Origin of the sequence: Amycolatopsis sp. NPDC051372 (assembly GCF_040682095.1) — a bacterium.
In the GTDB taxonomy this organism is placed as follows: Bacteria; Actinomycetota; Actinomycetes; order Mycobacteriales; family Pseudonocardiaceae; genus Amycolatopsis.
The window spans coordinates 96,160-114,892 of record NZ_JBFBAF010000009.1 but is presented as its reverse complement, the minus strand read 5'-3'; the positions used below and the strand labels follow the sequence as shown (position 1 = coordinate 114,892).

The 18,733-nt window shown below is 69.5% G+C and carries 23 protein-coding genes and 2 pseudogenes; 7 read left to right on the top strand and 18 right to left on the bottom strand.

All coding sequences use genetic code 11. The features are described from left to right. Window positions 1-466: 466 nt before the first annotated feature. The 6 genes from AB0M56_RS15985 to AB0M56_RS15960 form a co-directional block, all read right to left on the bottom strand. Complete coding sequence (locus AB0M56_RS15985; protein WP_364176029.1) at window positions 467-637, bottom strand: SDR family oxidoreductase; 171 nt, start codon at window positions 635-637, stop codon at window positions 467-469. Window positions 638-967: 330 nt separating this feature from the next. Continuing rightward, on the bottom strand, window positions 968-1,306 hold the full coding sequence (locus tag AB0M56_RS15980; RefSeq protein WP_364176026.1) for a hypothetical protein: 339 nt from the start codon (window positions 1,304-1,306) through the stop codon (window positions 968-970). 9 nt (window positions 1,307-1,315) lie between these two features. Beyond that, on the bottom strand, window positions 1,316-1,759 hold the full coding sequence (locus AB0M56_RS15975; protein WP_364176024.1) for a VOC family protein: 444 nt from the start codon (window positions 1,757-1,759) through the stop codon (window positions 1,316-1,318). Between the two features lie 531 nt (window positions 1,760-2,290). Beyond that, on the bottom strand, window positions 2,291-2,692 hold the full coding sequence (locus AB0M56_RS15970; RefSeq protein WP_364176021.1) for a hypothetical protein: 402 nt from the start codon (window positions 2,690-2,692) through the stop codon (window positions 2,291-2,293). Window positions 2,693-3,122: 430 nt separating this feature from the next. Then, on the bottom strand, window positions 3,123-3,464 hold the full coding sequence (locus AB0M56_RS15965; protein ID WP_364176018.1) for a hypothetical protein: 342 nt from the start codon (window positions 3,462-3,464) through the stop codon (window positions 3,123-3,125). 285 nt (window positions 3,465-3,749) lie between these two features. Then, window positions 3,750-4,064 (bottom strand): hypothetical protein, encoded by a 315-nt coding sequence (locus tag AB0M56_RS15960; RefSeq protein ID WP_364176016.1) that lies wholly within the window; start codon window positions 4,062-4,064, stop codon window positions 3,750-3,752. 683 nt (window positions 4,065-4,747) lie between these two features. Here AB0M56_RS15960 and AB0M56_RS15955 point away from each other — a divergent pair. Next, window positions 4,748-5,200 carry a hypothetical protein gene (locus AB0M56_RS15955; protein ID WP_364176014.1) on the top strand — a complete coding sequence of 151 codons (453 nt, stop codon included), beginning with the start codon at window positions 4,748-4,750 and terminating at the stop codon, window positions 5,198-5,200. Window positions 5,201-5,241: 41 nt separating this feature from the next. On the opposite strand, the pseudogene AB0M56_RS15950 reads toward AB0M56_RS15955, so the two are convergent. Continuing rightward, window positions 5,242-5,490: pseudogene (locus tag AB0M56_RS15950) on the bottom strand (LCP family protein); the annotation flags it as partial. 131 nt (window positions 5,491-5,621) lie between these two features. On the opposite strand from AB0M56_RS15950, the pseudogene AB0M56_RS15945 reads away from it, so the two are divergent. Next, a pseudogene (locus AB0M56_RS15945) lies at window positions 5,622-6,007 on the top strand (SDR family oxidoreductase); the annotation flags it as partial. A 666-nt stretch (window positions 6,008-6,673) separates the two neighbouring features. Here AB0M56_RS15945 and AB0M56_RS15940 read toward each other — a convergent pair. Next, window positions 6,674-7,006, bottom strand: a complete 333-nt coding sequence (locus AB0M56_RS15940; protein ID WP_364176012.1) for a plasmid stabilization protein — start codon at window positions 7,004-7,006, stop codon at window positions 6,674-6,676. A 223-nt stretch (window positions 7,007-7,229) separates the two neighbouring features. Between AB0M56_RS15940 and AB0M56_RS15935 the strand changes: the two genes are divergently transcribed. Then, window positions 7,230-7,628 (top strand): STAS domain-containing protein, encoded by a 399-nt coding sequence (locus AB0M56_RS15935; RefSeq protein ID WP_364176009.1) that lies wholly within the window; start codon window positions 7,230-7,232, stop codon window positions 7,626-7,628. A gap of 468 nt (window positions 7,629-8,096) precedes the next feature. On the opposite strand, the gene AB0M56_RS15930 is transcribed toward AB0M56_RS15935, so the two are convergent. The 6 genes from AB0M56_RS15930 to AB0M56_RS15905 all read right to left on the bottom strand — a co-directional run bounded on the left by AB0M56_RS15930 (window position 8,097) and on the right by AB0M56_RS15905 (window position 11,355). Then, a complete protein-coding gene (locus AB0M56_RS15930) occupies window positions 8,097-8,246 on the bottom strand; it encodes a hypothetical protein (protein WP_364176007.1) in 150 nt (49 codons plus the stop codon). Window positions 8,247-8,418: 172 nt separating this feature from the next. Continuing rightward, window positions 8,419-9,249, bottom strand: coding sequence for an EamA family transporter (locus AB0M56_RS15925; protein WP_364176006.1), 831 nt, complete (start codon window positions 9,247-9,249; stop codon window positions 8,419-8,421). Window positions 9,250-9,252: 3 nt separating this feature from the next. Beyond that, window positions 9,253-9,768 (bottom strand): MarR family transcriptional regulator, encoded by a 516-nt coding sequence (locus AB0M56_RS15920; protein ID WP_364176003.1) that lies wholly within the window; start codon window positions 9,766-9,768, stop codon window positions 9,253-9,255. A gap of 115 nt (window positions 9,769-9,883) precedes the next feature. Further along, a complete protein-coding gene (locus AB0M56_RS15915) occupies window positions 9,884-9,976 on the bottom strand; it encodes a DUF6766 family protein (RefSeq protein WP_364176000.1) in 93 nt (30 codons plus the stop codon). A gap of 622 nt (window positions 9,977-10,598) precedes the next feature. Further along, complete coding sequence (locus AB0M56_RS15910) at window positions 10,599-11,165, bottom strand: hemerythrin domain-containing protein (protein ID WP_364175997.1); 567 nt, start codon at window positions 11,163-11,165, stop codon at window positions 10,599-10,601. A 61-nt stretch (window positions 11,166-11,226) separates the two neighbouring features. Continuing rightward, window positions 11,227-11,355, bottom strand: coding sequence for a hypothetical protein (locus AB0M56_RS15905; RefSeq protein WP_364175994.1), 129 nt, complete (start codon window positions 11,353-11,355; stop codon window positions 11,227-11,229). Between the two features lie 142 nt (window positions 11,356-11,497). On the opposite strand from AB0M56_RS15905, the gene AB0M56_RS15900 reads away from it, so the two are divergent. The 3 genes from AB0M56_RS15900 to AB0M56_RS15890 all read left to right on the top strand — a co-directional run bounded on the left by AB0M56_RS15900 (window position 11,498) and on the right by AB0M56_RS15890 (window position 14,117). After that, entirely contained in the window at window positions 11,498-12,766 is a 1,269-nt protein-coding gene (locus tag AB0M56_RS15900) for a cytochrome P450 (RefSeq protein ID WP_364175991.1), read from the top strand. A gap of 405 nt (window positions 12,767-13,171) precedes the next feature. Then, window positions 13,172-13,915 (top strand): methyltransferase, encoded by a 744-nt coding sequence (locus AB0M56_RS15895; protein WP_364175988.1) that lies wholly within the window; start codon window positions 13,172-13,174, stop codon window positions 13,913-13,915. Further along, window positions 13,902-14,117 carry a CDGSH iron-sulfur domain-containing protein gene (locus AB0M56_RS15890; RefSeq protein ID WP_364175986.1) on the top strand — a complete coding sequence of 72 codons (216 nt, stop codon included), beginning with the start codon at window positions 13,902-13,904 and terminating at the stop codon, window positions 14,115-14,117. The genes AB0M56_RS15895 and AB0M56_RS15890 overlap by 14 nt, the downstream gene beginning before the upstream one ends. Here AB0M56_RS15890 and AB0M56_RS15885 read toward each other — a convergent pair. Both AB0M56_RS15885 and AB0M56_RS15880 read right to left on the bottom strand, forming a co-directional pair. After that, window positions 14,102-15,097 (bottom strand): iron-containing redox enzyme family protein, encoded by a 996-nt coding sequence (locus AB0M56_RS15885; RefSeq protein ID WP_364175983.1) that lies wholly within the window; start codon window positions 15,095-15,097, stop codon window positions 14,102-14,104. The genes AB0M56_RS15890 and AB0M56_RS15885 overlap by 16 nt on opposite strands. A gap of 10 nt (window positions 15,098-15,107) precedes the next feature. Beyond that, window positions 15,108-16,262 (bottom strand): glutamate--cysteine ligase, encoded by a 1,155-nt coding sequence (locus tag AB0M56_RS15880; protein ID WP_364175981.1) that lies wholly within the window; start codon window positions 16,260-16,262, stop codon window positions 15,108-15,110. 66 nt (window positions 16,263-16,328) lie between these two features. Between AB0M56_RS15880 and AB0M56_RS15875 the strand changes: the two genes are divergently transcribed. Then, window positions 16,329-16,619, top strand: a complete 291-nt coding sequence (locus AB0M56_RS15875) for an SDR family NAD(P)-dependent oxidoreductase (protein ID WP_364175978.1) — start codon at window positions 16,329-16,331, stop codon at window positions 16,617-16,619. Between the two features lie 86 nt (window positions 16,620-16,705). On the opposite strand, the gene AB0M56_RS15870 is transcribed toward AB0M56_RS15875, so the two are convergent. Next, window positions 16,706-17,080: an STAS domain-containing protein gene (locus tag AB0M56_RS15870; protein WP_364175975.1), complete on the bottom strand. Its 375-nt coding sequence runs from the start codon at window positions 17,078-17,080 to the stop codon at window positions 16,706-16,708. A gap of 660 nt (window positions 17,081-17,740) precedes the next feature. Next, complete coding sequence (gene phoU / locus AB0M56_RS15865; RefSeq protein WP_364175972.1) at window positions 17,741-18,457, bottom strand: phosphate signaling complex protein PhoU; 717 nt, start codon at window positions 18,455-18,457, stop codon at window positions 17,741-17,743. Between the last annotated feature and the right edge of the window lie 276 nt (window positions 18,458-18,733).

The following is an 18,733-nucleotide window of genomic DNA, read 5'->3' as shown; positions in this document are numbered from 1 at the left end:
GGGGCCGGTCGTCTGGCCCGCGTCCTGGATCGGCCGGCGGACCGACCCAGCCCGGCGGATCGTCCGGCCGATCGAGTCCGATCGCCTCGCGTGGATCGAGCCGGGCACGGACTCGGCCAGAAGGTGAGAAGAACGGCTGGACGGCCGACGCGCACCTGGCCACCGAAGCGGTGCTGCACCTCTCGACTTGCGCACCGCACTGGGGAGGTGGCTCGACGACCACCTCGGCGCCCGCGACCGGCAAAAGGCATGGTTCCCCAGATCGTCCCGACACCCGGGCTGGGGGAGGGCCGCCAACTCCGCGTGGAGCACCTCGACGGTGCTACCAAACTGGTCCAGAGTGGACCGTCGAGGTGGAGGTACCCCTACGACGGTGGCCACATTACGGCTCCCCGGCATCGAGATACGGCAACTGTCCGAAGGCCATCATGTTCTGAAGGCGGCCGGCGAGGACTGAGCGCGGTGCTCACATCGACATGCCTCCGTCAACCGGCGGCACGGCACCCGTGATGTAGGCGGCTTCGTCGGAGGCGAGGAAGCCGATGGCCGCGCACATTTCGCTGGGGTCGGCGAAACGGCCCATCGGGATGGCGGCGGTGAGTTCGGCGCGGTTCTCGTCGGGGATCGAGGCGATCATGCGGGTTTCGGCGTTAGGGGAGAAGGCGTTGACAGTGACTCCGAAGCGGGCGGGCGGTGGTTGTGGTGAAACCGATGATGCCGGCTTTGGCCACTGCGTAGTCGACCTGGCCGATGTTGCCGTGCAGGCCGTGCAGGCCGTGCAGGACGTCACGTCACGTTGATGATGCGGTCGCGGCCTTGGGTGCGAAACGTCGACACGCAGACGCGACCAGCACAGCGCCGTCGCGCGAACGGAAGTGCGCCTCCCGGGGGCGCCCGGTGTCGCACCTGTAGCGCGAAGGTGGTGCGCCGGGATTGGGTATGTGGTGATTGCCCTGGCCGGGATCGGTCATGCGGGAAGGGTATCTCCGGGGAATCCGTGGCACGGGAGAACCTCGCAGCGCATCATCCCGGCTCGCACGCAGGGGTCCTCGGCCATGATCTTCGTGGCTTCTTCGGCCGGCACGGTCATGATCGCGACGCCGGCCACGGTGTCGGAGGCGACCGGGCACAGGATCGCGATCACCCCCTCCGCGCGCAGCGACACCATCCGTCGCTGGTGTTCGAGTTCGATCGCGTCCGCGCCGTTCGCGGTCCGCTCCGGACCCCACTGAAGGAGCGCCAAGCTGTAGGACTTCGCGGTCGCGGCCAGAGCCTGAATCTGTTCGTCGGTCACGGTCGTGCTCATGATGTCTCCTTACTTCCCGATGCGCTCGGCCAACGAGACGATGATTCCTTCCGGCCCGCGGATGTAGGCCATTCGCCACACCCCCTCGTATTCGGCGATGCCGCCCACCAGTCCGTAGCCGTCGGCTGCGGCCTGGTCGACGGCGGCGCGCAGGTCGTGCACCTCAAAGGCGACGTTGCGCAGGCCCAGCTCGTTGGCCGGCGCGGCAGGCGAACCCGGCAGATGGTCCGGCCGCGTGAAGCTCGAGAGCTCCAAGGTCGTACCGCCGCCGGGCGGTCGCAGCATGACGATCTCGGTGCGGGCGCCGGTCATGCCGATCACCGTGTCCAGGAACTCGCCTTCGACGGCCATCTTCGGGTCGGCCTCCAGTCCGAGGCTGACGAAGAACGCGGTCACGGCATCGAGGTCGGCGACGGTGATGCCGACATGGTCGAAGCGCCTTACGAAGGTCATCGGAGCCGATCGCGACGTCATGACCACCACCCTAACGAGGATTGAGGACCGGTGAGGGGCCTTTCGCAGGAACCACATTCACCGAGACCGATCCGCCGAACGTGGTTTCAACCAAACTGACTCCACGCCAGGAACGAGACAGGACCGCCGATGTCCTGTCTCAGCGAAGGCGGGGCCCCCAGCCTGAACAGGTGGCCCGATCGCCTGACGGACCTGACCCCGGTCTCGCAGAAGTCGACTCCGTGCCAAGATCGCGCCCGCACGCGGAGCTGACCCGGGCACGCAACCCCGAAACCTTGTGCGGCTGGAGTTCGCAGAAGAAATCCGCAGTTGCACCGGCTGCCCGACGGCCTCCCGGGCGTGCTTGGTGGTCAGCAGTTCGGGTCGAAGGCGCTCTATGACGGTCTGCGCGGCCTGATGTTGCGCGCACGAGAAACGCTGCAGTTGCCGTGCTTGCTGCTGTTGTGTCGCTGGGCTGATCGCGGCTGCGTGGGCAATCGGCCGGTCGAGGCGCTGACGCAACCTCCTTGGTTACTCGAACGGCCCAGCGCCTGAGATGGGGTGGCAGCGGCTGGTGCCGTCCTTCTCCCGCAGATGCACGAGACACTGGGTCTCGTCGAGGTCTCGCGGCCGCAGTCCCCGAGCGCCACCGCGGCGACACCCGGTCTCCGTGTGCAGTCGCAGCAGCAATGTATCCCGTTCCGGATCGTCGCCCGTGGTCGCGGCGGCATCCACCGACGTGGCCACCACCGCGGGCGCCAGCCGCACCGTCGACGACCACCCGAGCCGGTCGAGCACCGGGCGGACAGACAGCCGGCCCGAGCGATCGATCCGGGCGATGCCGTACTCGAGCGTGGTGGCTTGCACGCGCACCACCGGCCGAGGAAGGGGCAGCTGCGACATCGCCGGGACCCGCGACAGACCCGCGGTCATCGAGCCGGATCGGTCGTGGGGATCAGCGGAGCGACGATCGGGGTCATGCCGACCACCACACACGCCGGCGAAGGTCAACAACACGAAGCCGCCCCCGCTTCCGCAGCATCGGCTGACCGTCACCACCGCCCGGCAAGCTGGGCGCCATGACCGACCCGCGTGACCAGTACTGTGCAATCCGCTTCTCCCAGCGCAACCTGGACGGGCCGGGGCAGGGCGACGTGGCGCGGCCTCGCACTCCACGACGGTCCACAGCAGACAGCCGAGCCGCCGGAATTTCCGGAGTTCTCGGCCGGAGGTATCCGAGCCTCGTCGACGCGACGCAGCTGAGGAAACCGATCGTGACCTTCCAGCCAGCGGTTTCCAGGTCACGCGTGCCCAGCACGGGGGACCGCGAGAGGCGGGGCCGGGGCCTCGGGCGAGGACCGGTTCAGTCGCGCCGGTGCCGCCCGGTGCGGAAGAGTTGCCGCGGCGGACGGACGGGCCGGTCCGCGGCCAGGTGTCGGGGCACGCCGGGATCGGTCAGCTCGCCGATGAGATCGGCGACCGCCACGAATCGGGTCGTGGCGGTCTCCGGCGACCCGGCGTCCACGAGCGGAACCCACGTGCTCCCCGGTTCGGCGGCGTCCACGCAGGACCCCACGACCACGCCGGTGCGGACCGCCACCCCGTCGCCGCCCGGCTCCCGTTCGAGGTAGGCCAGGTGCCGTCCCACCGCGTAGTTCACCGCTCTCGCTTCGACCGCGGCTCGCTTTTCGACGTCGTCGGCCATCGCCGCCCCTCCTGATGAACTTCGGGAGAACGACCGCCGGGTCCGGGGCGGCACAAGACTCGGCACGCGACTCTACCGGGAAACCGGACGAAAGCACCTGAATTCCCCCGAACAGCGGACGGACCACCGTCCGAAGTAGAGGGTGTGCGACACCGGAATCCCAAGCCGGCGGGCCAGGCCGCCGGCGGATCGCCGAACGTCCCCGCGCCGAAACCGGCGAATCCACTGTGGCAGCCCGGTCGCACGACAGGACCACCCGGATTCGCCTCATCGCGGCTTCGGGCGTCAGCCGCCGGGTGGTGCGGCGTAGAGGATGTCGGTGGCGCGGACCAGGTTCACGGGCGCGTCCGGCGCCGTGTCACGTTGCCGGACCGGCACCCAGGTGGTGCTGGTGTGTTCGTCGCGAAGGCTGCGGCCCGCGATCGTGCCACTGCGCTCCTGCCACTCAGGACATGCTCCGGCGCGTCGCCCACCGGCCGGGCCGCGAACCCGGCAGAGGTAGCGCACCTGCCACCCCGGCGGGTAACCGCCGGCGTCACGGGTGGGCCATTCGGCCTTCGTGTTGTGGCCACCCGGGCGCCGGCGAGCAGGTTCGTCCACCGGCTGATCGTGCGGACCGTCGTCCACCGCCACGACTCGTCACCCCGATCTCATGCGGGATTCACCGAACGATCGCCGGGGTCCAGGGCGGAAGTGAACAGCGTACACTCGCTCCCGACCTGCGGTCGTTCCTCCGCTCGGGTGTTCTGAGGCGCCAATTGGGTACGGTTCCATTGTGGGCAGAACCCGCTTCGCGTCCTCGCCGCTGCTTTGACGACCGGAGCTGCCCTCGAGCGCACGACGCGGTGGCACGGCACCACGAACGGCATCGGGCTTCGCGCGCACGCGGTGCTGGAGCACTTTGTGCCGGAAGCCCTTCGCCGGCCGGAGGACCACCTCGACGTGGAAGTTGCGGCAGTCGCTCCGGCGTCGGGAGCCGACGCCGACGCAGAATGTCCAGACGACCGCTGCCGCGACCGTCTGTCTGCTCGGGCCGGACGACGTCGAGAGCATGGGGAAGCAGATACGCACGGTATCTGCGCCGCAGTTCGACAGTTCCGGCGATGACCGATTACTCGGTGCAATGGGGGTGTCGCCAAGCGGTTCCGCTGAAGGGTGGGGCGCTGGGTTTCTGGTGGCGAACGGCCTCGGTCTGGCGTCGTCTCGGCGCGTTGTCAGAGTAGCCGCGCTCCACCGCGCCCAGTCACGCCGCGATGTGGCTGTCCACCTGAAGGATACCCAGGATGGCGCCGGCGTGTCAGTCGACCGTGAGGACCGCCAGGCAAGTCTGCTGCGCGATGGCTTTGTCGGTCAGCCCGGCCGCTGGCAGGCACAGCACGCGCTTACGCCAAACGCCTGACGCAACGACTCGCCCGAGAACCCGGGCGAGTGACCGCGGTGATGGCCAAAGCTCGGCGCACCGGGTGGGTGCTCATCGACTGGAGGCAGAGAAACCTGCTACGACCACCGTGGCGCCGGAATCCTTTCGCGGTCGCGAGCAGTCGGCGGTGTCTACTCCGATCGCCTGGGACGAACTCCGCGCCTGCTGTCGCGCCCGCCAGTTCGTGCTCACCTCCGTTGATGTCTTGGACCGCGGCGACGTGCTCGCACCCCTTCACGGCTCCAGGGCGGCGCGGCTCGAGTTGCAGTCGGGGCATATGTCCGGGCGCCTTGGTGTCAGCCCAGCTCGCCGCTGAACGCCGTCCAACCGCGGAGGGTCTTCCGCTCTGGCGGTGAGGCCGTAGGTGCACGCAGAGTTGATCTTGCGGTTGCCGCAACTTCCGGCGGTCTGCATGGAGGCGTCGCGGGGGATTGAGAAGGCTGTGGCTTGGCCTCCGCCTGTGGGGATGTGCACGACGATCATCGTGTCGGTCGTGTCGCCGCCAGCGCCGGAACCTCCGGCGTGCACCTGCGTGAGCACTTCGGGTTGCAGCGGGTTTCCATGCGCGTCGGTCCGGGTGTCGGGGCTCACCATAAGGATGTTCTGCTCGTCGGTGAGTGCGGCGGCGCCGGAGCCGATCGCCTTGGTCCGTTTCATGCCGCCGATCGGTGCGCCGACTTTCTTCCGTGACCGAACGACACGGGAAATCCGCGAGATCTGTGAACACTCACGATTCAAAAGGATCGGTGATCATCAACACCGGCTCGGTCAACGGATTGCGCGGCGACAAATCCCTCATCGACCACTGCGCGTCCAAGGGTGCGATCCACGCGTGGACGATGGCGATGGCTCAGGCCCTGGCCGGCAGCGGCATCCGGATCAACGGTGTGGCGCCGGACCGGTGTGGACGCCGCTCATCCCGTCTACGTTCCCTCCCGGGAAGGTGGAGAAGTTCGGGCTGCAGATGCCGTTCGAACGCGCCGCGCACCCCGACGACCTGGCTCCGTCCTACGTATTCCTGGCGTCGAACCGGCTTTCGTCGTACTACTGCGGCGAAGTCATCGCCCGAGAACGACGAAGTCCGCTTCGGAAGATCTGTCCGGCGCGCGGCGAGCGCGGGTGAATTCCATGGGAGCCGTGCTCTGCTGTTCGGTGTTCTCTGCTTTGCCGGTAAAGGGAACCAATGCGTACGACACCGCGACCGACGACGCATGTCCACAGATACGCGTGCGCCGGGAAACTCATCTTGGCGGTGAGCACGATCGCGTCGCCCGTTGGGATCCTTTGTGGACGTGGTTGGTGCTGCAGCACGCCCTTGTTGCCCGTCCCGGGCCATGGTGACGTTCGGCGGAGAGGCGGAGTGGTCCACGCCGATGGATCGCGACGACACGGGTCCGGATGATCTGATGAGGCAGTGGTCAAGGTGGCCTGCGTTCGTCGGCGCATCCGGGATGCAACGCTGAAGCGGGGGTTGGGGCCGCGCCTCAGCTCGTGCCTGGAGTGGAAGGAGACCGCGGGCACGGCCCGCCGCTGGACCGCTCGCCGGTCACCCCCTAAACCCGGCCCGGGGTGGCCGGCGATCCGGACGCCGTCTCGGCACCCCGGGTCCAGGAGCTGCTCGACGAACCTGCTGCCGGTTTCCGCGATCCGCAGGATCCGCTCGTCTCCCGCTCTGATGACCGGGTCGCTGCCGGGGAGCATGGCGATGTCCTCGCGGCCGCGGCCGTCGATCGAGTTGATCTGTGGCGAGGGTTCGGGTGGATCAGCGGGTGGCCACGCACCCCGGCGATCAGCGGCCCAGGGCGTTCTGCAGCTCCTTCTTGGTCATGCTGGAGCGGCCCTTGATGTTGCGCTTCTTGGCCTCGTTGTAGAGCTGGTCCTTCGTCGGCCCGCCGGGGCCTTGCCGGTTGCCGGACCGCTTTCCGCCGCGTTTCTGTGGCGACGTGTCGCGGGTGGAACTCTTGCTGGCGGTCCGGGATTCCCCGGACTGGGCCCGGTTCTTGTTGACCGTGCGCGCGGCGATCTCCTCGGCCCGTCCGGTGCTGGCTCCCTTCTTCTTCTGCGACGACTTGATGTGCTCGTACTGACGTTCGCGCTTGGTGCTCCAGCTCTGCTCAGGCACGGCTCCTCCTCCGTCGTGACCTACGGATACCCGCTCATGGCAGCGGCAAAACCGCCAGGCCAGGCGGGGTGCATGAGGTTCATCCCACCTGGGTACGTTCGTAATGTCCGCGGTTCAGCCGAGCAGCCGCCAGTGCCAGCACCCGGTGTCATCCGGCGGTGCTGCCAGAACCGCGACGCGGCGTGACCCTCAGGCCGCCGGCTCAACGGAGGTGAGAGCGTTCATGAAAGGACCATTTCCTCACCGCGCGGCGACGTTCACCGTCACCAGCGCCCTCGAATCGACCGTGGTCGCCGCGACCGGCGACCTTGATTGCACCGTCGCCGACCACTTGCTCGGCCGGCTGCTCGACGAGGTCGCCCTGCGCCCGCGCGCGTTGATCGTCGACTTGACGCGCGTGGGCTTCTGCTCCGCGCGGGCTTTGCGCGCGCTGCTGGAGGCTTCGGCCGAAGCCCACGCCGTCGGGATCCCGTGTGTGACCGTAAGCGATCAGCAGGCGGTTCGACGCCCCATCGCCGTGCTCAAGCTGGACCACGTCCTCCTTCTGCACGGCAACCTCGCCGCCGCCCGGGAATGGCTGACGGTCTCGCATGGTGTCGCCGACGTCGCCGTCCCTCGGTAGCCGAGGTCGAGGTGCAGGCGCGGGCACGGCTCGACGGGCATGCTGTGCATGGCCAGGGAGAGGTCGGAGACGCCGCTGGCGGGAAGCTGAGTCGGAGCATGCGGCCTGGCCAGCGGCCGGCCACATGGGCGAACGACCCGCTGGCGGGCCGACCGCGTTTGCGCGAACAGTGAGCGGATAGCCAGAGGTCGGGCACCTCGGCGAAGGGTCGCGGGGCCTGGCTCCCGTCGGTCAAGAAGCGGCCGACGGGAGTCTGCCGGCTGGCTGCTGTTGCTGTCGGCTGGGCTGCCGCGGCGCAGAGTGGACACGACTTCCGAGATCAAACTGCGAGGCACGTCGCGAAGTTTGACGTTGGTGTTTTGGGACAGCGCGCGAGGATCTCGAATGTCTCACCGGCCGTGCAGCGACACCGTGACATCAGGATGCCCTTGGCCTGCTCGATCGGCGCCGCGACGACAATGCCTGCCGCTACTGCTCCAGCTCGGTTTGCGCGGCACCGTAGCGCTTCGCCAGATCGCTCTCGCCGCGCCGCCCATTGCCTGCTCCGCCGCGCCGGCTGTGACGCGGTGGGGAGTGCAGCAGAAGGTCGGCGACGCCGGTCGATTCGGGGTGCTGCATGGTGATCACTCCTTCGCGAGGTCTCGGCGAGGGGCAACTTCCCGATGTAGCGCCATCAAATGTATGACGATGGGCTTCGAGAACGAACGGAAGGCGGATGCGCAACGATCCTGGACTTCTGCGGACGCCGGAGCTGTTACGCCGTCGGTTTCTTTGCCGTTGATGCAGCGCGTCAAGTCGTGGTGAGCAGAACGATGGCTGCAGCTGCGGCGAGTAGGCCGCAGGCCTGTGTTGTGCGCAGCCGTTCCCGGAGCACGATGATGCCGAGCAGGACCGGCAGCACGGGGTACAGCGACGACAGGACCACGGCGATCACCACGAGCTGGTGCCGGGTGGCCAGCAGGTAGCACAGGAGCGCCATCGCGGCGGCAGCTCCGGACAGGGCGGCGGGCAAGGTGAGGCGCGCCGCGGGAAGACGCAGGCGGGGGAAGGTGGTCCATGGCAGGACCGTGAGGATGGCCGCGACGCGTCCGGCGACGACGGGCCACGCTCCCGCCGCCGGCTCGGCTTGCGCCAGAGCCAGGTACTGCACAGCGATGCCGATGCTCGCGATGAGCGCGTCCACGGCCGGCCCGGCTGCCGATTCGGCGGCGGTGCGGGTGCGGGACACCATCCACAGCGCGGGCACGGCGATCAGGATGCCGAGCCACGTCAGCAGTGGTAGGCGTTCCCCGAGGAAGGCCACGCTCGCCAGCACTGGCAACGCGACGCCGGCCACGGCGCTGGTGGGCACGACCACGCTCATCGCGCCGCGCGCCAGACCCCGGAACAGGAACACCATGCCCACCCCGGTGCCCACGCCCGAGAGCGTTCCCCAGCCCAGGTCGGCGAGGGTGACGGCGCCGGCCGGCAGGATCGGCGTGACGAGCAGCGCGAGCAGCAGCCCGCCGGCCTGCCCGAGCAGTGCCACCGCGGCGAACGGCGCGCGGCGCGAGACGAGACCGCCGACGAAGTCGGACAGGCCGTAGGAGACCGCTGAGGCCAAGGCGAGCAGCGTACCCACGGGTCAGCTCCCTCGGTCCCGCTCGGCTTGCCCGACCGGGCACACCGCGCCGCGGGTGCAGCTGGCCCGATCACACAGCCGGCACAACAGCTCGGCGCTGCCGACGTCCTCGTAAAGGCGGGTCAGCAGCTTGGCCAGCAGGTCGGCGAACTGTTCCTGCTCGTGCTCGCTGAGCACCTCGATCAAGCCGGTCAGCCCAGCTCCGCGCGCCTCCAGCAGGGTGTGCGCCGCGCGCCGGCCCTCGGGGGTGAGCTCGGTGATCACCTCCCGGCCTTGGCGAGGGCGTCGTTCCAGCAACCGGCTCTGCTCCAGCGAGTCGACCATGCGGGCCGCCGCAGACTGGCTCAGCCCCACCCGGCGGCCCAGCTCGGTCACGCTCAACCCGGGGCCGGCTGAGGCGACCACCAGGGCAGCCGCGCCGCTGGCGCTGACTCCCACCTCGCGGTGCGCGCCCGTCAGAACCCTGTCGGTCACCGCCAGTGCGGTCGCGCCCAGGAGATTCGCCGTCCTCGCTTGCATGACTCATGCATAACTCATCCGCGGCCGGCTCGCAAGTCGATCCTCGTTCGAAGGCAAGGGGATGGGCGATTCAAGGCACCGCACGCGGAAGGTGCAGCCGGGCGGATCGCCGAAGTCAGCCTGACCCGTCGGTGACGTGGTGTTCGGTGCCGACGGGCTTCGATTCGGGCGGGCCGCGCTGGCGGAGGTAGACGCTGAAGATGGCCATGCAGCCGATGGCGAGGAATTCCGATTGCCAGTTCTGCAGGGCGCGGTTCGGAAGTCGGCCGACAGCAAGTATTCACCCCAGCTGACCGGGTCACCGAAGTCGCTGAGCGATGAGCCACTGGCGTGGGACGCGGGCACCGTGCTGCGTGAAGGCCGTGCGCATCATTGATGCACAAGGATCTCGTGAGTGGGGGCCGATGGATCGGCGCCCGTAGCCGGAGCCCGGAACCCGGGCGTCGCGCTGCGGCGGCGCAGGAGTCCCGCATGGGCGGGGACCGTCCCGACACGCCCAGGCTGCGAACGTGGGAAGCGATGAGCGCGACAGCGTTCCACGACCACCACCTCCGCGAACCGACACGGCGCCACCGGTGCGATCCGGTGCGGGGATGGGCACCGCGTCCGATGGCGGTTCCCGAAGCATCCGGATGTTGCGGAGCGAGTCGGTCATCATCTCGGAGCTCGACTTCAGCATGTCCTCCGGCGTCGTCGCCGCGGGAGCACCACCGACATCGCCGCTGAGCGAGCCATGCCCGCCTTTCTGAGAGCACTCATCACCCGGACCGCGACACGCCTGCGCCGCAGCCGCTTCACGAGCGGCTGCGGCGCAGGGGCGTCGACCGGGATCAGGTGTGGCGACCCGTCAGCGCGTCGCGGATCTTGTCCACGAACGCGGCGCCGCGGTCGAGCACCAGGTTGGCAGGCGGGCGGTCGGGTGCGGCGGGGTGCGGGCGGGTCGGTGCGTGTTCCTTGGCGGCCAGCACCTTCTTCCCCAGGTCCTGCAGTTGCTCGGGCGTGCAGGCGGCGCGCAACTTCGGCAGGAGGTCCTCTTCCTCGTCCTTGACGTGGTGGCGGATGTCCTCCATCAGCTTGGCCAGGAGGGTCTCGAACTGCTCGTCGCCGGGGTCGAGGCGGGCGAGGTCCTTCATCACCTTCTCCGCCTCCGCGTGCTCTTCGATCTCGTGGTCGGCGAGCTCGTCGCCGCCGTCGAGGTGCTCGCGCGCGGCCGGGTACATGTGCTGCTCCTCGGCGACCGAGTGCCGTACGAGCTCGGCGATGACGTGGTCGACGAGGTCTTTGCGGTGTTCGGGGTCGTCCGCACCCGATTCCAGCTCGGTGAACACGCGTTCTACCGCGTGGTGGTCGTCGACGATCACCGTGATCAGGTCGGTTTCGTGCTTGGTGGTGGTCATGAGCCTCCTTCGGGCCAGTCCGGAGCGCTCCGAGTACCCGCCACCGAGCCGGTCAACCGGCTCAGCGGGTGAAGATCTGCGGCGGCATGATCGTCGGCATTACGTTGGCTACTTCAGCGCGGAGCAGCCACGACCCCGGCCAGCCGACGCTCAGCACCTCCGGGCCACCCGTGGTGACGTCCTGCTGCACATTCGGTCGCGATCTGTGTTCACCCGGCCGATGAAGTGGGTAGACCTCCCGCATGGCGACTCGACAAGGACCGCGAGCCATTCCCTCAGAACAGGCCCTTACGAATGCTGCCGGGCCGCCGGAGCCGTCGGCGCGCGCGAGCGTGGCGGACACCCTTCGGTTTGCGGCCCGGGTGCTGCTGCCGACGCTCGCGGGTGGCGTCATCAAGCGGCGGCCGCGGGCCATCGATCTCGCGCAGAAGCTGAATGCCGACCGACCGGCCGTGGACGAGCTGCGCCGCCTGCGACGTCGTTACGGAGCGCGTCCGCTGTGGTTGCGGGTGCCCGGCCGGTCGGTCGAGGTCGTGCTGTCGCCGGACGAGGTCGGGACGCTGCTGGCCGGCACGCCGTCGCCGTTCAGCCCCGACACAACGGAGAAATCGGCCGCACTCGGACACTTCCAGCCTCACGGCGTGCTGATCTCCGATGGTCACGAGCGAGCGGTGCGGCGGAAGGTCAACGAAGCCGTGTTGCAGCCCGGGCGTGCGATCCACGAGCTCGCCGGCCCGTGGGCGCGGGTCGTGCACGAGCAGGCCGGTCCGATGCTGGACCGCAGCCTCGACTGGGACACCTTCAACGCGCATTGGTGGACGGCGGTCCGCCGGATCGCCCTCGGCGGCGACACCGCCGAGGACCGCGAGCTGACAGACCTGCTGGAACGTCTGCGCCTCGACGCCAACTGGGCGTACCTGCATCCGCGCCGCCACGCGACGCGCCGGCGATTCCTCGACCTCGTGCGCCGGCAGGTCGGCCTCGATCGGCCGGACAGTCTCGCGGCCGCGCTGGCCGCGGCGCTGGACGACGGTGAGACCGACCCACCCGGCCAGTTGCCGCACTGGTTGTTCGCGTTCGACGCGGCCGGAATGGTCACCTTCCGGAGCCTCGCTCTGCTGGCGACACACCCCGACCGCCTCGCCGAAGTCCGTGACGAGCTGGCTGGTCTGGACCTCGCCCAGCCGCAGCGACTCCCAGCGCTACGCGCAAGTGTGCTCGAATCCGTGCGGCTGTGGCCGACCACCCCGGCGTTGCTGCGCGAAAGCCGCACCGACACCGAATGGGGGCGCGACCGCACGACGTTCTTCGTCTACACGCCGTACTTCCACCGCGACCCCGACCAGTTGCCCTACGCGAACCGCTTCGAGCCCGCCATCTGGCTCGACGGACGCGCAGCGAACAACCCCGCGCTCATCCCGTTCAGCGGCGGCCCCGGGGCGTGCCCGGGCCGCGACCTGGTGCTGTTCACGACGTCGATGCTGCTCGCGAACCTGCTGCAGGCCCACGACTTCCACCTGCACGGCGCCACGCTGACCCCGGGGGAGCTCCCCCTGACGCTGGACAACTTCGGGCTGAGCTTCGACATCGTCGCGCGGTGACCCCGGCCGCCTCTTCGTCACGACGTAACCGGCGAGCGGCGCGAACTCCCCGATGGAGCTATCCCAGCTGCTCCCCGTTTCGAGGTGGAAGGCGCGGTTGGGGTCCTCTCGGACGATGCTGGTCTGGGCGGGAAGGTGGAGCGCCGGCGCACGCGGCGGCGGTAGCGCTGGCGACAGTGCAGGTTTCCGTTGCGACGGCTGGAAACGTGCATCACAAGCCCGGTGGCCGTGCGATCGCCGGCCGGTGCGGTGTTCACCCACAGCGAGAGCGGGAAGCGCAGAGCCGCCAGGTACCGGTGGTTGCGCCGGCGCGGAGGTCGAAACCTGGTTTCGCCGCGACCGCGCGAAGTTTGTCCGGTCGGTAGCCGGGTAATCGGCGGTGACCCTGACGCCGAGGAGGACCCGATGACCACGGTACCCGCGGAAGAAGCGGACGAGACCGCCGACGGCGCCACGACCCTGCGGAAGGTGCTGCCCGCATTCCCTCCGGGGCCCGCACTCCCCGCACGCGGCCTGCTCCGCCTGCCCGGCGTCTACCGTCCGCAAGCCGACACGTGCCTGCTGGCGTCCGCCGTGCGCCGGGCCAGGGTGCCCGCCGGCGCCCGCGCGCTCGACCTGTGCACCGGGACGGGCGTGCTTGCCATCGCACTCGCCCGCGCGGGAGCGGAAGCCGTGCTGGCCGTGGACCTTTCGCGGCGGGCACTGCTGTCGGCGCGGGTGAACGCGGCGCTGCGCGGGCTGCCGGTGCGCGTGCGCCGCGGCGGCCTGCTCGCAGCCGCGGACGAGGGCCCCTATGACGTCGTCGTGACCAATCCGCCGTACGTGCCGATGCCGGCGGAACAGGCCCGGCCGGACCGCCGATGCGACGCCGGGACCGACGGACGCGCGGTGCTGGATCCGTTGTGTGAGGTCGCCCCGGCACTCGTTGCGCCAGGCGGGTTCCTGTTGCTGGTGCAGTCCGTGATGTCCGGCGTGGACCGTTCGGTCCGCCTGCTCACCGCCGCGGGGCTGAGGGCACGAGTCGTCGCCCGGGCGATGGTCCCGTTCGGGCCGGTCCTTTCCGGACGGAAGGACTTCCTCGAGCAGTCCGGATTCGTGGCCCCGCAAGTACGGAAAGAGGAACTGGTGGTGCTCCGTGCCGACCGGTGAAGGCCGTGACCACCGGCGGGTGCGGATGGTCCAGGGTGGGCCGCTGCTGATCGAAGGACCAGTGGAGCTGCAGACGCCCGAAGGTAACGTGGTGCGCTGCGACCGATTCCTTGTGGCGGTGTGCACCTGCCGGCGAAGCAAGTGCTTCCCGCTGTGCGACACCAGCCACCGCAAGCGGGTCCGGACTCAAGGCAACGGCTGACGCAACGAGGACCGCCCGGTGCGCCAGCACCCCAGCAGGTGCTCGCCGAGGTGGTCCTCGAGGTGGTTCGTGGCCTGCACACCGAACACCACGTCCGCCGCGAGCGTCGGTTCCTGCTCGAGCAGGTCCCCGACCACGTCGTGGCGCATCACCTGTTCGTGCACCGCGTCGGCTTCGATGTGCTCGGTGTAGAAGAATTTGCACTCCGCGGCCGCGTCGAGCCGGGTGAGCGCCTGCACCATGCGCTGAGCCGAGGGCGCGGTGGTGACCTCCGCGGCGGCGAAGTGGCCGACGAGCGCGCCCCGCAGCGCGCGGTGGAGCCCGAACAGCGACATCGCGTTGACGATCGCCAGCATCGGCGCGGGCACGTGGTCCAGGAGGGCCAGGTAGCCGTCGGGGAGCCCGGCTCCGCGCAGCAGGTCGGCGAACAGCCGCGAGTGGACGTACTCCGGGCGGCCGCCGCCGAACTCGTCGAACTCCACGGCCACGAGCGCCGCCTTGGCCCGGCCCCGCAGCCGCGGGATGACCCACGCGTGCGGATCGGCTTCCTTGAGATGGTAAATCGAGCGGTGGGCGAATAACTCCCGCACCTGCCACCACTCGCCCTCGTCACGCAGGTAGTGGGAAACGCCGGCCGCGTCGATCGGCTCCACCAGCAGCGCGGCGAACTCGCCGTCGACATCGTCGCCACCGGGCAAAGCGGCGCGCAACGCGCTCAGGAAGCGCGCTTCCAGCGCAGCCCGCAGCCGCAGCAGCTCGGGGTCCCATTCCCAGCCGTCGTCGACGCCTGGCAGACCTTGGTAGTGCAGCTCGTAACACAGGTGCAGCGCCAGCTGCAGGTCGTCGCCGAACGGGTCGGTCTCCGCGATCGCGTCGAGCGGAAGGGCGCACCCGGGCGGAGAAGCGGACAGGGTCTCGGCGAGAGCGGCCGACAACGGCCCACGGGCGGTGGGGAGCTCGGCGGACTGCAGAGTCGTCATGGCCGGAGGGTTACCCCGCGGCGGCCGCTTCATGCCCCGAGACGGGCACGGTGCGCTCCTCGAGCAGCCGCACCACCGCGCGCAGCCCGCCGGCCGCCGCGGAGCGCTGCGCGACCGACCCCGTGCCGTCGACGAGCAGCCGGCTGGCCAGTGATCCGGCGAGGGCGAGGTCGCCGGCTTCCTCGAGCGCGCCGGCGGTGTGCGTGAGCAGGTCTTCGACGAGGTCGGCGGCCGGGCGCTGTCGTTCGAGCCGGGGATCCACCAGGAGCCCGGTGAGGCCGTGGCGCGCGGCGGCCCAGACGGCGGCGGCGCACACCTGCGGCGACAGGCGCGGTCCTTCGATCCCGCGCTCCAGGTCGGCCAGCGCGGTCCGCACGAGGCCGCGCGACAGCACCGCCTGCAGCACCGCGCCATCGACGGTCGCGGCGGTGTCGGCCACGCGCAGTTCCACCGTCGGCAGCCATGGTGACGGCCGGGCCAGCCAGAAGCTCTGGTCGCGGTCGACGAGCGCCCCGCACTCCACGAGCGCATCCACCGTGCTTTGGTACTCGGCGTGGCTGCGGAAGTGCGGAGCGACGCCGGAGCCGGGGAAGCGGGTCTGCAGCACCATGCGCCAGCTGTGGTACCCGGTGTCGCGGCCGTCGGCGAACGGCGAGTTGGCCGACAGTGCCAGCAGCACCGGCAGCCAGGGGCCGAGGTGGTTCACCACCGCGACGGCCGTGTCCGGGGCGTCGACGCCGACGTGCACGTGGCAGCCGCAGGCTTCGTAGTCGGCGGCGAGGGGGCCGTAGGCCTCGTGAATCTCCGCGTACCGGCCCTGTGGCTCCGGCTGGGCCCCACGGCCCGGCAGTGACACGGGGGTGCCGGACGCGACGAGCGCGCAGTCCTCTGCGGCCGCGGCCGCGGCGAGCAACCGGCGCCCGGTGGTCAGCTGGGCCCGCAGCTCGTCGGCACTCGTGCAGACGCCCGTGGCCAGCTCCAGCTGCGTCGGGCGCAACTCCCGCTGCACGATCGCTCCTTTGGGCAACCCGCCGTTGTGCCCAAAGCGCGCCAGCACGCGGTCCGCACACGGTACCGTCCGTCCCGTGCGCGGGTTGACGAGGAGGAACTCCTCCTCGACCCCGATCGTTGTCCCCGCCCCGTCCATGAGGACTCGGCTACCCATTTGCGCGGCGGTGAACCGGGATCGCGCGCCGGAGGCCGGCCTCGCGCAACGTGACGTCGAGCCACGGTGAGATCGGCACGAGCCGGTCGGGTTGCCGGCGCTCCTCCTCGCGCGGCCGTTGCGCGACGTGGGCGGGGAGCGCGGCACCCGGTGCATCTCGTCAAGTGCGTGGTGCCGGCCATCGTGGACCGGGGTCATGGGCGGGTGTTGTTCACGTCGTCGATCGCGGGGGCTGCGCCGGCGCCGTATCAGGTGGTGTACGCCGCGTCGAAGGCGTTCCTGACGTCGCGGAAGCCGGGTTCGCCGCGCTCATGGCCGGTGACGACAAAGTGGTGGTTGGTGCCAAGAACAAGATGACCGCCGCCGCGTCGCGGATGCTGCCGGACGAGGCGAAGGCGGCGCAGCGGGGAAAGGTGATGAAACCGGGTTCGGCCGAGGAGCGATCAAGTTGGTGGCTCCGGCCTCGGGAGAGTGCTCACGGCCAGTAGTAGCGCGCCAAGGTCGTTGCTGTCGGCAAGGACGTCCAGGGTCCCTTTGGCTTGCAGCATGCGACGGGCCTGGCCGCGGGCGTGCAGGACGTGGTAGGTCGTACCGCAGTCGATGGCCGTGACGTAGCCCGCGAAAAGCAGGTCGGCTCCGCAGGCGTCGAGCGCGGTCGCGTCCCGGAGATCGATCAGGAGTTCGTCGGGTTGTTCGGTCGCGATCACCCTCATGATAAAGATGCCCAGCTCGGCGGCCGCTGCGGCAAGAACCTGGCCCCGCACGTCGACTCGCAGCGTTCCGTTGTCGATGCGGTGGACCGTCGCAGAGAACGGCACGATGTCTCCAGCCTAATTTTTTGGCGACAGGGGCTGGGCCGCTTCATGAACGCCATCAGCGTAGTAGCCCAACTATCGATGCGCGCGCACGACGTCGTCACAAGACCGCTGTCGAGGATGGTTCGAGCTGGCAGGCGGATCAGCCACAAGGCGGAGGACCGGACGAGCGAGTGGGCGGCGTCGACGCTACCTCTCCGCGGTTTCACTCGGAAGCGCCGCCATGTTTCCCCAGGGACCTCGCGACAATGCACCGGTCTCGATCGGCGAACGGTACGACGTGGGACGGTTGATCTGCCGTTGCGGGACTGCGCGCGTTTAGGTGCCCGAGCGAAACGTCGTCGCGGTCGAGCAGATGCGGCGGGTGCGCGAGAAGACCGTCCGGGCCGGCATCGATCACCGGCGCGTGGTGGCGTTGCTGGGACAACGGTACCGACGACGGCCGGCGGTTCCTGGTGATGCAGCTGGTCGACGGTGAGAACCTCGCCGAATGCCTGGTCGCCCGGTGCTGCCGGGCGAGCATGATTCTCGAATCGTCACCTGGAGGGGCTGCGAGGGAATGCGTAGCGCGCGATTCGGCGATGAAGCGCGTGTTGTGGTGCGGACCGCGCGGGAACGGGCCCGCCCACTTGGGCATCCCTGCGGTGATGACGCGGGGCTGGGTTAGGTGTGGGTGTGGAAGGGAAGTTCGCCGGTTTCAACGAAGCCCAGTCGGTTTGCGACGGCGACGGCTTGGTCTCCGAATCGTTCGTAGAACCTGGCGAGCAGGGCGAGGTTGATAGCTGCCTGGACGCCGTGGGGCCATTGGTCGCTCGTGATCAGTGCCAGCACGCGGGCGCGCACCGTGTCGATGGTCTGGTCGGTTTCGGCGAGGTCGGCGAATCCGCACGCGCACTCGCGGGCGATCAGCTCTGCGAGGCGGTCCGCCATGCCCGCGGCGGCGCCGCCCATCTCCGCGAACGCGGGTTCGAGCTCGACCGGAACGGCGCAGGAGGGGTGGGCGAAACGGGTGATGCCGGCGATGTGCGCGGCCAAGTCGCCCATCCGTTCGAACCGCTCCGCGCAGTAGATTGCGGCCAGGATGGCCCGCAAATCGTGCGCTTTTGGCGCCTGTAGGGCCAGAAGCGCCTGGGCTTGCGACTCGCAGTCCGCGCGGGCCCAGTCGATCTCGGCGTCGGCGGCGATCACCTGCTCGGCGAGATCCAGATCTGCGGTCAGCAGTGATCGGCTCGCCCGGCGGATGGCCTCGGCCGTGAGCGCGCACATCCGCCGCAGCTCCGTCCTGAGGCGGTTCAGCTCTTCGTGAAAGCTCTCGCGCATACTCACACCGCGTTGCTCGTCGGCCAGCCGAACGCTGGTCTTGGCGGCGTCGTAGCGCACTCGCGCAATGCACCCCACCGGCACGGTAGGGGAGAACTCGCGCCGGCGGGGTCCGCCACGCGCCATGCCGCCGCGCCGCGTAGCTACAATGCTCGCCCAAGTCAAGCGGACCGGCACCTTGGTATTACAAGATCTTTTGTGGCGTTGGCCGGACAGTCGGCTCGCCGCGTTGCACAGCGACGTTCAGCTGTCCGGTTCGAGATGAGTGGCGAGTGTCCTGCGCCAGGCTGATGAGCAGCGCTGTCGCCTCGTCGAAGAGGCATACGACGTCGTCAG

Excerpts from the sequence above, each read along its gene's own strand:
- AB0M56_RS15985 (WP_364176029.1), bottom strand. The coding sequence starts at position 637 with ATGATCGCCTCGATCCCCGACGAGAACCGCGCCGAACTCACCGCCGCC.
- AB0M56_RS15980 (WP_364176026.1), bottom strand. The coding sequence starts at position 1,306 with ATGAGCACGACCGTGACCGACGAACAGATTCAGGCTCTGGCCGCGACC.
- AB0M56_RS15975 (WP_364176024.1), bottom strand. The coding sequence starts at position 1,759 with ATGACCTTCGTAAGGCGCTTCGACCATGTCGGCATCACCGTCGCCGAC.
- AB0M56_RS15970 (WP_364176021.1), bottom strand. The coding sequence starts at position 2,692 with ATGACCGCGGGTCTGTCGCGGGTCCCGGCGATGTCGCAGCTGCCCCTT.
- AB0M56_RS15965 (WP_364176018.1), bottom strand. The coding sequence starts at position 3,464 with ATGGCCGACGACGTCGAAAAGCGAGCCGCGGTCGAAGCGAGAGCGGTG.
- AB0M56_RS15955 (WP_364176014.1), top strand. The coding sequence starts at position 4,748 with ATGGCGCCGGCGTGTCAGTCGACCGTGAGGACCGCCAGGCAAGTCTGC.
- AB0M56_RS15935 (WP_364176009.1), top strand. The coding sequence starts at position 7,230 with ATGAAAGGACCATTTCCTCACCGCGCGGCGACGTTCACCGTCACCAGC.
- AB0M56_RS15930 (WP_364176007.1), bottom strand. The coding sequence starts at position 8,246 with ATGCAGCACCCCGAATCGACCGGCGTCGCCGACCTTCTGCTGCACTCC.
- AB0M56_RS15920 (WP_364176003.1), bottom strand. The coding sequence starts at position 9,768 with ATGCAAGCGAGGACGGCGAATCTCCTGGGCGCGACCGCACTGGCGGTG.
- AB0M56_RS15915 (WP_364176000.1), bottom strand. The coding sequence starts at position 9,976 with ATGGCCATCTTCAGCGTCTACCTCCGCCAGCGCGGCCCGCCCGAATCG.
- AB0M56_RS15910 (WP_364175997.1), bottom strand. The coding sequence starts at position 11,165 with ATGACCACCACCAAGCACGAAACCGACCTGATCACGGTGATCGTCGAC.
- AB0M56_RS15895 (WP_364175988.1), top strand. The coding sequence starts at position 13,172 with ATGACCACGGTACCCGCGGAAGAAGCGGACGAGACCGCCGACGGCGCC.
- AB0M56_RS15885 (WP_364175983.1), bottom strand. The coding sequence starts at position 15,097 with ATGACGACTCTGCAGTCCGCCGAGCTCCCCACCGCCCGTGGGCCGTTG.
- AB0M56_RS15880 (WP_364175981.1), bottom strand. The coding sequence starts at position 16,262 with ATGGGTAGCCGAGTCCTCATGGACGGGGCGGGGACAACGATCGGGGTC.